Origin of the sequence: Streptomyces sp. NBC_01571 (assembly GCF_026339875.1) — a bacterium.
Taxonomy (GTDB): Bacteria; Actinomycetota; Actinomycetes; order Streptomycetales; family Streptomycetaceae; genus Streptomyces.
Genome location: NZ_JAPEPZ010000001.1, coordinates 6,669,346 through 6,682,595, shown reverse-complemented (window position 1 = coordinate 6,682,595; position 13,250 = coordinate 6,669,346). Strand labels below are relative to the sequence as shown.

General features: G+C 69.7%; 12 protein-coding genes. 3 read left to right on the top strand and 9 right to left on the bottom strand.

The genetic code is table 11. The annotated features are described in order from the left end of the window. Positions 1 to 11: 11 nt before the first annotated feature. Positions 12 to 2,981 carry a UPF0182 family membrane protein gene (locus OHB41_RS30220; RefSeq protein ID WP_266706238.1) on the bottom strand — a complete coding sequence of 990 codons (2,970 nt, stop codon included), beginning with the start codon at positions 2,979 to 2,981 and terminating at the stop codon, positions 12 to 14. A gap of 163 nt (positions 2,982 to 3,144) precedes the next feature. Here OHB41_RS30220 and OHB41_RS30215 point away from each other — a divergent pair, with 163 nt between their 5' ends. Further along, positions 3,145 to 3,687 (top strand): PPA1309 family protein, encoded by a 543-nt coding sequence (locus tag OHB41_RS30215; protein WP_266701259.1) that lies wholly within the window; start codon positions 3,145 to 3,147, stop codon positions 3,685 to 3,687. A gap of 34 nt (positions 3,688 to 3,721) precedes the next feature. On the opposite strand, the gene OHB41_RS30210 is transcribed toward OHB41_RS30215, so the two are convergent. The 4 genes from OHB41_RS30210 to OHB41_RS30195 form a co-directional block, all read right to left on the bottom strand. Continuing rightward, positions 3,722 to 4,816, bottom strand: a complete 1,095-nt coding sequence (locus tag OHB41_RS30210; RefSeq protein ID WP_266701258.1) for a YlbL family protein — start codon at positions 4,814 to 4,816, stop codon at positions 3,722 to 3,724. 85 nt (positions 4,817 to 4,901) lie between these two features. Further along, positions 4,902 to 5,108, bottom strand: a complete 207-nt coding sequence (locus tag OHB41_RS30205; RefSeq protein WP_266706580.1) for a hypothetical protein — start codon at positions 5,106 to 5,108, stop codon at positions 4,902 to 4,904. Positions 5,109 to 5,292: 184 nt separating this feature from the next. Beyond that, on the bottom strand, positions 5,293 to 5,754 hold the full coding sequence (locus tag OHB41_RS30200) for a molybdenum cofactor biosynthesis protein MoaE (RefSeq protein WP_266701257.1): 462 nt from the start codon (positions 5,752 to 5,754) through the stop codon (positions 5,293 to 5,295). A gap of 105 nt (positions 5,755 to 5,859) precedes the next feature. Next, positions 5,860 to 6,975, bottom strand: coding sequence for an SDR family oxidoreductase (locus tag OHB41_RS30195; RefSeq protein ID WP_266701256.1), 1,116 nt, complete (start codon positions 6,973 to 6,975; stop codon positions 5,860 to 5,862). A 192-nt stretch (positions 6,976 to 7,167) separates the two neighbouring features. Here OHB41_RS30195 and OHB41_RS30190 point away from each other — a divergent pair, with 192 nt between their 5' ends. Then, positions 7,168 to 8,637, top strand: a complete 1,470-nt coding sequence (locus OHB41_RS30190) for a zinc-dependent metalloprotease (protein ID WP_266701255.1) — start codon at positions 7,168 to 7,170, stop codon at positions 8,635 to 8,637. Continuing rightward, complete coding sequence (locus OHB41_RS30185) at positions 8,634 to 9,161, top strand: NUDIX hydrolase (protein ID WP_266701254.1); 528 nt, start codon at positions 8,634 to 8,636, stop codon at positions 9,159 to 9,161. The genes OHB41_RS30190 and OHB41_RS30185 overlap by 4 nt, the downstream gene beginning before the upstream one ends. Before the next feature lie 87 nt (positions 9,162 to 9,248). Here OHB41_RS30185 and OHB41_RS30180 read toward each other — a convergent pair whose 3' ends face one another. The 4 genes from OHB41_RS30180 to OHB41_RS30165 all read right to left on the bottom strand — a co-directional run bounded on the left by OHB41_RS30180 (position 9,249) and on the right by OHB41_RS30165 (position 13,142). After that, a complete protein-coding gene (locus OHB41_RS30180; RefSeq protein WP_266701253.1) occupies positions 9,249 to 10,004 on the bottom strand; it encodes an AIM24 family protein in 756 nt (251 codons plus the stop codon). A gap of 16 nt (positions 10,005 to 10,020) precedes the next feature. After that, positions 10,021 to 10,701, bottom strand: a complete 681-nt coding sequence (locus OHB41_RS30175) for an AIM24 family protein (RefSeq protein ID WP_266701252.1) — start codon at positions 10,699 to 10,701, stop codon at positions 10,021 to 10,023. 11 nt (positions 10,702 to 10,712) lie between these two features. Beyond that, positions 10,713 to 12,410, bottom strand: a complete 1,698-nt coding sequence (locus tag OHB41_RS30170) for a TerD family protein (RefSeq protein WP_266701251.1) — start codon at positions 12,408 to 12,410, stop codon at positions 10,713 to 10,715. 135 nt (positions 12,411 to 12,545) lie between these two features. After that, complete coding sequence (locus tag OHB41_RS30165) at positions 12,546 to 13,142, bottom strand: M48 metallopeptidase family protein (protein ID WP_266701250.1); 597 nt, start codon at positions 13,140 to 13,142, stop codon at positions 12,546 to 12,548. Between the last annotated feature and the right edge of the window lie 108 nt (positions 13,143 to 13,250).

The window sequence follows — 13,250 nt, the reverse complement described above, 5'->3', positions numbered from 1 at the left end:
GGGGACTCCGTTCAGCTGCTCCCGGAGCTCCCGTCGCTGCTGGGAGCACCGCTCGGGCTGCCGCTCGGGCCGCCGTTCTTGTCGCTGCCCTTGTCGCCGCTCTTGCTGCCGCCTGTGCCACCGGGCTTGCCAGCCGCGGCCTGGGCGTCCTCAGCCCGCTTCAGAGCGTCCTGAAGGTCCTTCTGCGCCTGGCCGTACGCCGTCCAGTCCCCCTTCTTGAGGGCTTCCTGGCCCTGGGCGAAGGCCTTCTGGGCGTCGTCGAGCGCCTGCTGGACCGTGGGGTTGTTCGATGTCGGTGGCTTCGTGGTGCCCGTGTCGTCCGGTGGGGTGGTCGTGACATCCGTCCCGAACACCTTGTTGAGGGCCTGGTCGAGCGTGTCCTCGAAGGCGGTGTTGCCTCCGTAGGTCACCAGCACCTTGCGCAGCAGCGGGTACTTGAGTCCACCGCCCCGTACGTAGACCGGCTCCACGTAGAGCAGTCCTCCGTCGAGCGGGATCGTCAGCAGGTTGCCGTACTCGACCTCCGAGGCGCCGCCGCTGAGGAGTCTGATGGACTCGGCGATGGTCTGTTCGGAGTTGAACTGGCTCTGGACCTGTTTGGGTCCGTCGACGGGTTCGCTCGTCGGCAGTTTCAGGATTCTGATCTTGCCGTAGTCGCTGGTGCCCGCTTCGGCGTTGACCGACATGAAGGCGCTCAGGTTGTCCCGGCCGTTCGGCGTGAACGTGGTCGTCAGCGAGAACGTCTGCGCCTGCTGGTCGGGCATCTTCATGCTCAGGTAGTACGGCGGCACCGCGTTGCCCGACTTGTTGCTCGGGTCGTCGGGGACCTGCCACACCTCGCTGCCGCTGAGGAACGTCTGTGCGTCCTTCACGTGGTAGCGGGTGAGCAGTTCGCGCTGGACCTTGAACAGGTCCTGCGGGTACCGGAGATGGTCCATCAGCGACGGCGAGATGTCCTTCTTCGACATCACCGTGTGCGGGAACGCCTTCATCCAGGTCTTGAGGACCGGGTCCTTGGTGTCCCACTGGTAGAGCTTGACGTCACCGGTGTACGCGTCGACGGTCGCCTTCACCGAGTTGCGGATGTAGTTGACCTGGTTCTGCTGGGCCACCACCGCGCGCTGGTTGTTGGTCGCCGTGAGCGAGTCGGCCGTCGTGTCACCGAGCGTGGTGCGGGAGGCGTACGGATAGCCGTTGGTCGTGGTGTACGCGTCGACGATCCACTGGATCCTGCCGTCGACCACGGCCGGGTAGGCGTCGCCGTCGATGGTCAGCCAGGGCGCCACCGCCTCGACACGGTCCTTGGGGGTGCGGTTGTAGAGGATCCGGGAACCCTCGCCGATCGCCCCCGAGTAGAGGATCTGCGGCTCACCGAACGCCACCGCGTACGCGGCCCGGTTGACCGGGCTGGAGAGGCTGACGCCGCTGCCGCCCTTGTAGCTGGTCGTCTTCTCCCCGCTGTCGTCGGAGTAGTCGATCTCCTTCTGGGGACCGCCGACGATGGAGTACTGGGAGGTCTTCTCGCCGTAGTAGACGCGCTGCTCGTACGTTCCGAGGTCGCCCTTGGACGGCAGGTCGGACTCGGTGAAGACCGGCCTTCCGCCGGCGGTCGCCGTGGTGCCCTTGGCGGCGACCACGCCGTAGCCGTGCGTGTAGCGGAAGTGGTCGTTGATCCAGTTGTTCTTCGGGATGCCGTTGAGGTTCAGCTCACGCAGGCCGATGACCGTGTCCTGGTCCTTGCCGTCCTTGGTGTAGCGGTCGACGTCCAGGTTGGTCGGGAACGCGTAGTAGTTCCTCATCTGCTGCAACTGCTGGAACGTCGGGGAGACGATGTTCGGGTCCATGATCCGGATGCTCGCCGTGGTGTCGGCGTCATCGCGCAGCTTGGCCTTGTCCTTGGTGTCGCTCGTCCCCGCGTACTCCGAGACCTTGGTGCCGTCGATGCCGTAGGCCTCGCGCGTCGCCTTCAGGTTCTTCTCGACGTACGGCGCTTCCTTGGCCTGCTCGTTCGGCTGGACCTGGAACTTCTGGACGATCGCCGGGTACAGGCCGCCGATGAGGATCGCGGAGAGCACCATCAGGCCGAAGCCGATCACGGGCAGCTGCCAGGTGCGCCGCCACAGGGTGGCGAAGAACAGCAGTGCGCAGATGACGGCGATGCAGAAGAGGATCGTCTTGGCGGGCAGGTACGCGTGGGCGTCGACGTACCTGAGGCCGGTCCAGTTGCCGGTCGCCTTGAAGTCGCTGGACTTCACGGCGAGTCCGTACCGGTCGAGCCAGTAGGCGACCGCCTTCAGCGCGACGAAGACACCGAGGAGCACCGAGAGGTGGCCGGTGGCCGCCGCCGTGGCGCGCGCTCCCGGGCTGGTGATCCGCAGCCCTCCGTAGAGGTAGTGCGTGAGCGCGGCGGCGATCAGCGACAGCACGGCGGCGGCGAAGCCGAAGCCGAGGAGGAACCGGTACCAGGGCAGGTCGAATGCGTAGAAGGAGACGTCGAGGTGGAACTGGGGGTCCTTCTGGTCGAAGGGGACTCCGTTCACCCACATCAGCCAGGTGCGCCACTGGCCGGACGCGGACGCGCCTGCGATCAGCCCCACCAGGGCGGTGATGCCGAACAGCAGCCACCGCTTGTACGGCGCGATGCCCATCCGGTAGCGGTCGAGGCTCTGCTGCTCCATCGACATGGCGCTCAGTGGTGGCCGCAGCCGGTGCGCCAGCCAGATGTTCACCCCCACCGCGGCCGCCATGAGCAGGCCGAAGACGAAGAAGAGTCCGATCTTGGTCCACAGGGTCGTCGTGAAGACGGACGAGTAGTGGACCGACCGGTACCAGAGCCAGTCCGTCCAGAACCCCGCGAACATGACGAAGGCCATGGCCAGGACGACCAGCACGCCCAGTGTCATGAGCAGGGTCCGGACACGCCGGGAGGGGCGGCCCACTCTCATCCGTGGCCCCGTCGGGCCTCCGCCGCGGTCCGGCATCTGGAAAGCCAAGGTGCGCACCTCGAAGTCGCTGTTGATCCGTCAGGCCCCCGTGAACGCGGACCATCCATCAGGCTCCGTGATCGTGGAGCCTCACCTATGCAACTTACTCACGCTTTACTCGGTTCCCGCTTCCGGGTACTAACGAGGCAGGATTGTGACCATGTCCAACACTCCCATGGCAGCGAGCCCGCTCACCCGGGCCGTACTCGAGATCGACGAGTACGCCTCCGGCCTCGGCTGGGACCAGCCCGCTCGCCTCTTCGCCCTCGTAGACACCGCACGACTGCGCACCCAGGAACCCGGCCTCGCGGCCCAGCTCGGTCTGCAGGACGAGCCCGAGAGCACCGCTCTCACCCCCGTCGAGCAGGACGAGATCCCTGCCGGCAAGCCGCTGGACGAGTTCCTCGGCACCATCGCCTGGCCCGACGCCGTGGTCGGCTGCGCGCTGACCGTGGAGCGGCTGATGCTGCCGCCGTCCGCGGAGGCCTCCGTTCCGGAGGGGCTGAGCGAGAAGAAGCTCGCGAAGTGGGTCGCCGAGCACCCGGACCGTCAGGAGGTGCGCATGACGGTCGGCGTCCTGCGCGACGGGTCGCGCGACTCGGCGCTGCGGCTGCGCGAGAAGGACGCGCCGACGGAGGTGCTGACGGGGGCGGGCCTGGTGCCGGGGCTCGCGGAGGCGCTGTCGGCGACGTTCGCGGAGTAGCCCCGGCGCTACCTGACGGTGCGGCCGGCCCGGACTACTTGGCCGTGCACTTCGGCAGGTCGGCCGTCTTGCCGGACCTGATGTCCTTGAGGGCGCTCATCGCGTCGTCGATGGTGTTGACCTTGACGAGCGTGAGCCCCTCGGGGGTGTCCTTGGCGGCGGCCGCACAGTTGTCCTTGGGCGTCAGGAAGTACTGGGCGCCCTTCTCGCGCGCGCCGACCGTCTTCATCTCGATGCCGCCGATCGGGCCGACGTTGCCGCCGTCGTCGATGGTGCCGGTGCCGGCCACGAACTTGCCGCCGGTGAGGTTGTCCGGGGTCAGCTTGTCCACGATGCCGAGCGCGAACATCAGGCCGGCGCTCGGTCCGCCGACGTCGGCGAGCTTGATGCCGATGTCGAACGGGAAGGTGTGGTCCGTTCCGGCCGAGATGCCGACGATGGCGCGGGAGGCACCCTTGTCGGCGGACTTCGCCGTGGTGATCGTGACGTCCTGGGTCTCGGTCGCCGTCCTGTCCGCCTTCTCCGCGGCGGCCTGCTCCTTGAAGGGCACGACCGTGAAGACGACCTTCTCGCCGGGTTTGTGGCGGGTGACCAGCTTCGCGACGTCGTCGGGCGCCTTGACCGCCGTGCCGTCGACCTTCTTGATCACGTCCCCGGCGTGCAGGCGTCCCTCGGCCGGCGAGCCCTTGACGACCGTGGAGACGATCACCCAGGACTTCACCGGGATGTTCAGCTCCTTCAGGGCAGCGACCTTGGCGCTCTCCTGGGACTGGCTGAACTCCTCGGCGTTCTCCTGGGTCGACTGCTGCTCGGTCTTGCCGTCGGGGTAGAGCGTGTCGTGCGGGACGACCTTGTTGTCGTGCGCCAGCCAGCCGTAGACGGCCTCTACGAGGTTCATCCGGTAATCGGCGCTGGTCACCCGGACGGTGGTCATGTTCAGGTGCCCGGTGGTCGCGTACGTCTTGCGCCCGGAGATCTGCAGCACCGGCTCGCCGTCGTGATCACCCAGCGTGTTCACCGTCGGTCCCGGTGACATCTCCGAGTACGGCACGGTGATGAACACTCCCGCGCACAGGAGCGCGATCAGGATCAGCGTGGAGGCGAGCATCGTCGCGGTGCGGCGTGGCATGTGTCGACAGTACGGGACGGTGCTGTCAGTGCACCGTCGGGGCCGCCCGTACGGGGCGCTGGGCCGCGTACGGGGCGCCGTGCCCTCAGACCGCGTCGGAGGGGGACTTCTCCAGGGTGTCGGACCGTGCCGTGACGGCGTCGGACCGCTCCATGGCCGCACGGAAGCGGGCGTAGCCCTCGAGCTCGACGCCGTCTCCGGCCGTCTTGCGATTCCGGCTGGCCCAACTTCCCCACAGTCCGGCACCGATCGCGGCCAAAAGCGGAATCAGCAACCAGGCGAGCGACGCCATGCCGACCTCCCAACCCCAATGAGCGACCGCAACTGACTGATCAGCAGATTAACCATTCGCAGTGTTAACGCTCACGCCAGGGGGTCGGTTACGCAACCCGAGCACCGTCGGAGGACCGGTGTGCTCCCTTCGTGGGCGCGTCGCGGCTCCGCCGGGGCTTCGTCCCTGCTCCGGGTCGTGTTCCTCAGCAGGCGCCGACCCACTCCTCCGTGCCGTCGGAGAACTTCTGGTGCTTCCAGATGGGCACCTCGTGCTTGAGGTCGTCGATCAGTCTGCGGCAGGCCTCGAAGGCCTCGCCGCGGTGCGGGCACGACACGGCGACGACGACCGCGAGATCCCCGACGGTCAGGTCTCCGACGCGGTGCACGGCGGCCAGCGCCCGTACCGGGTACTCGGCGACCACCTTCTCGGCGATCCTGCGGATCTCCGCCTCGGCACCGGGGTGGCTCGAATAGCCCAGTCCGTCGACGTCGGCACCGCCGTCGTGGTCGCGCACGGTCCCCACGAACAGCGCGGTCCCTCCGGCGGCGTCGTCACCGACGGCCCGGAAGACCTCGTCCAGGGACAGCGGTTCGTCCCGGACCGCCACCAGCCGAATGGGATCCTGCGCGGCCCGCTCTCCGGGGTGTTCAAAGGAAGGTGCCATGTCCCCATCGTGCCGCACCCCCAGGACGCCGAGGAATACGCGTTTCCCCCGGCTCCGGCGCGGGGCCCTTTGGAGCGTCCTACAGGGTGGGGCCTTCCCCAGGGTTCAGATCCTGCGCCGGGCCTTCCGCGCGCGGCGCACGATGGCCGCCGTACCGAGCAGCGCCACCGTCGCTCCCGCGGCTCCCGCGGCCGTCGCGTCCTTGCGGCCCAGCCGCCGCCCGGCCACCGTGTGCCGTCCGGCGACCTCCTCCAGCAGCTCCGCGAGAACCTCCTCGTTGGTCCACCGCGGCCGCCACCCGGCGTCGTGCAGCCGGCTCCCGCTCACCACCCAGGGGTACATCGTGTAGGCCAGGTCCCCGGCCGGTGACGGGGTGAGCCCGATCCGGTGGAGCCGCGCCGCCGCCCCCAGGGCGACGGCGGACGGCAGCTCCATCCGCCGGATCCCGCTCAGTTCCTCGACCTCTTCCTGCTCCAGCCACCCGTCGCACCCGACGGCCAGCTCCCCGTCGACCTTCTCCAGCACGGCGTGCTCCAGGGCACTGCAGAGGTCCTCGACGTGGCAGAACTGCCAGGCGGGCCGGGAGCCGGCCACCACCAGGAGCCGAGGCGACTCGAAATACCTGGTCAGCGCGGTGTCGGTGCCACCACCGACGAGCACCGCGGGGCGCACGACGGTGACATTGAGCCCGGGGTGCGCGCGGGGCGCCCGCCGCGCCAGCCGCTCGATCTCCAGAAGGTCGCCGACCCCGGTGGCCTCGGCGGTCGCCCGCAGCTCGGCGTCCTCGGAGAGCGGCAGCTCGTTGTCCGGCAGCGCCCCGTAGACCATCGCGGAGGTGCACAGCACGACCCGGTGCACGCCGGCCGCGGCGGCGGCCGTGAGCACGGTCTGCGTCCCCCGGACGTTGTAGGCCGTACGGGCGGCCGCGTCCGTCTCCAGGTCGAGGTCGAGTGCGAGATGCACCACGACGTCCGCGCCGCGCAGCTTCTCCGCGATCGCCGGGTCCCGCACGTCGAGGATGTACCACTGGGCGCCCGCGCACTCGCCACGGCGCTCGTCTATGGCGATGACCTGCTTGATCTCCTCACTGGCGGCGAGCCGCTCGGTGAGCATCGCGCCCACGCCGGACGCGGCTCCGGTGACCGCGACGACGGGCCCGCGCGGGAGCGGGCTGGTTGAGTGGTTTCGCGCTGCGCGAACCTGTGGATCTGGGGAACTCACCGGGCGTCTCCAGCGGTTGTCTTCAGTAACGGGCGCGCGTGACGCGTCCGTACCAGGTGGCATCCATCCTGCCGCAGGCCAAGAGTCGGCGAAGCACCGAGGCCCGATCGGGTTGTGGTGTCTACGCTGGGTGGTGTTGTCGGGCAGCCGCCGTCGGAACGAACCGGCGGCCCTAACCAGCCGAGGAACCCCGTGAGTGACACCCCATTCGGATTCGGCCTTCCGCCGGAGGAGCCGGAGAACGGCGACGAGGGCAAGAAGAAGGACCAGGAGAGCGGTGGTGGTCAGGGACCGTTCGGTTTCGGGCTGCCCGGAGCCGGCGGTCTCGGCGCCGACAATCCGCTCGCAGCGATGTTCGGCTCCATGAACCCCAACGACCTGGGGGCCGCGTTCCAGCAGCTGGGCCAGATGCTCTCGTACGAGGGCGGCCCGGTGAACTGGGACATGGCCAAGCAGATCGCCCGCCAGACGGTCTCCCAGGGCACCTCCGACGGCACCAAGGACGCGAGCGTCGGCCCCTCCGAGCGCACCGCGGTCCAGGAGGCCGTCCGTCTGGCCGATCTGTGGCTGGACGACGCGACCTCCCTGCCGTCCGGCGCCGGCTCCGCCGTGGCCTGGAGCCGCGCGGAGTGGGTCGAGGCGACCCTGCCGGTGTGGAAGGAGCTCGTGGACCCGGTCGCCGAGCGGGTCGGCGCGGCCATGGGGGACGTCCTGCCGGAGGAGATGCAGGCCATGGCGGGCCCGCTCATCGGCATGATGCGCTCCATGGGCGGCGCCATGTTCGGCACGCAGATCGGGCAGGCCGTCGGCGTGCTCGCGGGCGAGGTCGTCGGTTCCACCGACATCGGCCTGCCGCTCGGCCCGGCCGGCAAGGCCGCGCTGCTGCCGCTGAACATCGCGTCGTTCGGCAAGGACCTCGGCATCCCCCAGGACGAGGTGCGGCTCTACCTCGCTCTGCGGGAGGCCGCCCACCAGCGGCTCTTCGCGCACGTGCCGTGGCTGCGCTCGCATCTCTTCGGCGCCGTCGAGGGCTACGCGCGCGGGATCAAGGTCGACACGGCCAAGCTGGAGGACGTGGTCGGCCAGCTCGACCCGCAGAACCCGGAGCAGCTGCAGGACGCGCTCCAGCAGGGCATGTTCCAGCCGGAGGACACGCCCGAGCAGAAAGCCGCGCTGGCCCGTCTGGAGACGGCGCTCGCACTCGTCGAGGGCTGGGTGGACGCGGTCGTGCACGCGGCCGCGAAGCCGCGCCTGACGTCTGCGGACGCGCTGCGCGAGACGCTGCGCCGCCGCCGGGCTACGGGCGGACCCGCGGAGCAGACCTTCGCCACGCTCATCGGCCTGGAGCTGCGCCCGCGCCGGCTGCGGGACGCGTCGCGCCTGTGGGCCTCGCTCACCGACGCGCGCGGAGTCGACGGCCGCGACGGTCTGTGGGCCCACCCGGACATGCTGCCGACCGCGTCCGACCTGGACGACCCGGACGGCTTCGTGCACCGCGAGCAGCTGGACTTCTCCGAGCTCGACAAGATGCTCGGCGAGGCGGCGAGCGGTTCCACCGATCGGCCGAACCTGACGAAGGACCCCGAAAAGGACGACAGCAAGACCGACAGGGGCGACCCGGACGGCGACCAGGGCGACGGCAAGGGCGACGGCGCCGAGTGACCCTCCACGACGACGCGGTCCTCGTACTGAAGGGGTACGAGGGCCAGGAAGAGCTGCGGCAGGGCTATCTGGACCACCTGTCCGCGCACCCCGACGGCATGTGGAAGTCGTGCTCGGCGGGCCATGTCACGGCGAGTGCGCTGGTCGTGGACCCCGAGGGCGGCCGTGTGCTGCTGACGCTGCACCGCAAGCTGCGGATGTGGCTGCAGATGGGCGGTCACTGCGAGCCGGGTGACCCGACGCTGGCGTCGGCCGCGCGGCGCGAGGCGGCCGAGGAATCGGGCATCGAGGGCCTGACGCTGCTGCCGGGCGGCCCCGTGACCCTGGACCGGCACCCCATCCCGGCGCCGTGCAACTGGCACCTGGACGTCCAGTACGCGGCGCTCGCCCCGGCCGGATCCGTGGCGGCGATCAGCGACGAGTCCCTCGACCTGCGCTGGTTCCGCTACGACGAGGTCGCGGAGGTGGCGGACGCGTCGGTCGTACGCCTGCTGGAGGCGACCCGCGCGAGGCTCTCCGCCTGAGACCGGGGCCCTCCGCCCGACACGCGCGTAAGGGGCGACCGCCATTGGCGGTCGCCCCTTACCGTCGCGCGTGGCCCTGCCCGTCGCTCAGCTCCAGACGTTGCCCTGGTTCTGCGCCCGGACACCCTGCTGTCCCATGCCGTACTGGGCGCGCAGTCCCTGGCCGATCACCGCGTTCTGCGGCGGCAGCATCTCGCTGGGCTGGACGAGCGCGTACCCCTGGCCCATGAAGCTGAGCTCCCAGCCCTCACCGGTGTTGCCGCGCCGCCGCCACACCCCGGAGGAGTGCGTCTGCGCCTGCATCTGCACCCGCAGGCCGGTCGACCACGCGACGATCGCGTCGGCGTCGCAGTTGACGTACTTGTCGGGCGTGACCTGCATCATCAGCGGCGCGCCCGAGGTCATCAGGGCGACCTTGCCGCGTCCGGTGATGTTGAGCTGGTACTTGCCGGATCCCGAGATGCCGTACTGGCTGTCCACGGCGATGACCTCGTGGTGCAGCGATGAGTCCATGGCCAGCACATAGCTGCTGTCGACGGTGAGACCGTCCTGGTCCACGTCGACCACGTGCACGTGCTGGGCGAGGTTCGCGAGGTAGACCGTCCCCTGCCCGTGGCAGCGCATAAGGTCCAGGCCCTCACCGGTGTACGCACGCGCGCGGTGCTGGCTGTTGTTCTGGTACTCGGCGTCGAACTCGACGAGCCCTTGGTAGGCGACCATCGTGCCCTTGCGGGCCAGGACGTCGTCGTGGCCCTCCATGACGACCCGCAGCATCTGCGAGTTCTGCAGGCTGTAGCGCTCCTGGGTCTGCTGCTCGTTGTAGCCGAAAAGCGGGCTCTGCATGATGTCCTGCTCCCCCTCAGCCCCGGATCCGGAGGCGGTCGGTGCTGTCCTCGCTGGGCTGGACGACGACGATGCCCTGCCCGGAGAACGCCATCTGGTACGCCTCGCCGCTGCCGCGGCCGATCAGCGACTGTGCCTTGAAGCTGCGCTTGCCCTTCACTTTGAGGTTCGGGGACCAGGCGACCAGCGCGTCCGGATCGACGTACGTCTCGTCCTCGCCGCCACCGCAGTCGACCACGATCGGCTTGCCCCGGGAGGTCAGCGCGACCCAGCCCTGGCCGGAGATCTTGGTGTTCCACAGGCCCTGTCCGGCGAACTTGGCGAGCCCCTTGACGCGCTCGACGCCCCAGGTGAGGTGCGCGTCGAAGGCGAGCAGGTTGGTGGCGTTCACGGAGATCGCGTCCCCGTTGAGGTTGATGACGACGACGTTCGCCCCGTAGTCCGCGAGGTAGAGCAGACCGTCACCGTGGCACCTCATGAGGGGTGCTCCCTCACCGGTCATCCAGTCCCGCGCGATCTGCCGTACCGCGGGCGGGTTCGGCTCGTACTGGACGAAGCCCTCGTAGGCGACCATCGAGCCCACGCGCGCGAAGAGGTCGCTTCCGGTCTGCATGGCGACCTTCAGCATGTGATTGCCGTGGTTCTCCATGCGGGCGGTGACGGGTGCCGGGGCGTAGCCCGTGAGTGGCTGGTTCATGACGGGCTCCCTCAGACCTCGTACGGCTGGACGACGATGAAATTGCCTGGCGCGCCGCGGAACTGGAGGTTCACGCTCTCTCCGGTGTCGCCCGGGTAGGCGTTGCGCCGCATCCGCACCTGGCTGGAGACGATCACCTGGGAGGCCGCCGACCACGCCACGACGGCGTTGCAGTCGGCGAACGTCGTCGGTGTCACGGGCAGCACGACGGGCGCGCCGTGCGTCTTCACCACGACCGTGCCGGTCCCCTGGAACTGCATGGTGAACAGCGCGCCCCCGGGGATGCCGTGGCCCTCGATCCTGCGCACCTCGTACTGGAGCGTCTCGTCGAAGGCGAGGACGTTCTCGGCGGACACGCAGATCGCGTCGCCCTGGAGTTCGATGGGGTGCACATGGGTGGCGTTCTCGGCGAGGAACACCTGACCGCGGCCCGAGCAGCGCATCAGCTGCATCTCCTGCCCGGTCGCGTTGCCCACGATCCGTCCGGCGAAGCCGGCGCCCTTGTAACTGAAGTCGACCTTGCCCTGGTAGAGCACCATGCTGCCCTGGCGGGCCAGCACGGGCTGGTCCCCGATACCGAGGTCGACCCGGATGAGCTTCTTGTTCTGCTGCGTCCACCGCTGCCCGGTGGGCGTCTCCTTGAACGCCCCCAGCGCGGCGAGCACACCGGCCCCGCCCTGCGGAGCGCCTTGGGGAACACCGTACGGGGAGGGCGCGCCGGGCTGTCCGGGGTACTGCCCCGGTACCTGGCCGTACGACGGCTGCTGCCCGTAACCGGGAGGTGCCGGCGGGGCCTGCTGGCCGTAACCGGGAGGCGCGGACGGGGCCTGCTGGCCGTAGCCGGGCGGCATGGGGGCGCTCTGCCCGGGAGGCTGCTGACCGTAGCCCGGCGGCGGACCGGGCGGCCCGGGCGGGCCCGGCGGCTGCGCGTACGGGGCGGGCCCCGGCGGCGGCACGGTGCCGCCCGGCGGGCTGTGCAACGGCGCGACGATGGTCGGCGCGGCGTGCACCGAGGGCGCGGACGGGGCGGGCGGCGGCGTGAACCCCTGCGGAGCGGGCTGCGCCGCGGGGGCCGGAGCCGGAGCGGCCGGCGCTCCGAACGCGGGCGCCGCGTTCACCTGGGTGGGAGGCGAGAACGAGGGCGCGGCACCGCCCTGCGGCTGCTGCGCGGCGGGCTCCTCGTCGGCGACCTCACCGCCGAAGTTCTCCAGCAGCGCATCGAGGCCGCCGTCGAAACCCTGTCCCACGGCAGCGAACCGCCAGACGTCCTTCAGGTAGAAGTCGCCCAGCATCACCGCACGCTCGGTGGAGAACTCCGCTCCGCTGAACGAGTACCGGGCCACCTCCTCGCCACCCGCGACGACACGGAGGTACCCCGGTGCGATCTGGGACATCTGTCCGGCGCCGTCGATCGTCGCAGTGAACGACAGCTTCTGGATCTGCGCCGGGATCCGGTCGAGGGTGACGCGGAAGGACTCCGTGTCACCCGACTGGGCGCCCAGGAGCTGGACGGATTCCTCGGGGGTCTTCGGCTGGTTGAAGAAGACGAAGTACCGGTCGTCCGACAGCCGTTCGTCGGCGTCCAGACCGAAGCAACTGATGTCGAAGGTCAGTCCGGGGCCGGTGATCTGCACACCCACGTACAGATCGGTGCCCGCGGTGAGGTCACTGATTCTGGCCTTGTGGCCGCGTTGGAATTCCCTGGCCATGCGTAACGACCGTCCCCCATCCCGAATGCGATTGCGTCGCGTCAGGCTAACGGGAAACCCCGGAAGTGAACGCAGCCGGTACAGACCCGGTACACAATCACCCCCCGCCCGGGACGGACCGCGGCCGCCCGCCCGCTATTCCTCGCGGCCGACGGGCGGATGGGGCAGCCGGGCGGCCGCGACCACCCCCTCGAGGTAGCCGCGCGCCCGCTCCGTCCGCGGATACGCCTCCAGCAGCCGCCAGAAGCGCGGACCGTGCCCCGGCACCAGAAGGTGCGCGAGTTCGTGGACGAGGACGTAGTCGACGACGTACTCGGGCATGCCCTGCAACCGGTGCGAAAGACGGATACTGCCCTCCGCCGGGGTGCAGGAACCCCACCGCGTGTTCTGATTGGTCACCCAGCGGACCGAGGTGGGCCGGGCCCGCCCGTCGAAGTACTGGTCCGACAGACGCGCGGCACGCTCGGTCAGCTCGGCGTCACCGAGCACCCGTTTGCTCTCCTGGGCGGCCAGTTTGTCGAGCATGACGGTCACCCAGCGCTGTTCCTCCGCCTCGGACATCCGAGCGGGGATGAGCACGACAGTGCGATCGCCCTCGCGGTACGCGGAGACCGTCCTGCGCCGTCGCGCACTCCTGCGAACCTCGATCGCGCTCGCCCCCGAGCCGCCTGGCGGCAGGCTCGTCGTGCTGCGCTGTGGTTTTCCGGCGCGGTGCAGTGGGTCGGCGGGCACGCCCCGACGTTACCCGCTGCACGCGGGAGAAGTCCCGTCCCCAGGACGGTTCGGTGTCGATCCGCACCTGCGCGCTCGATTTATCCGACGAACACCACAGCCTGTGGA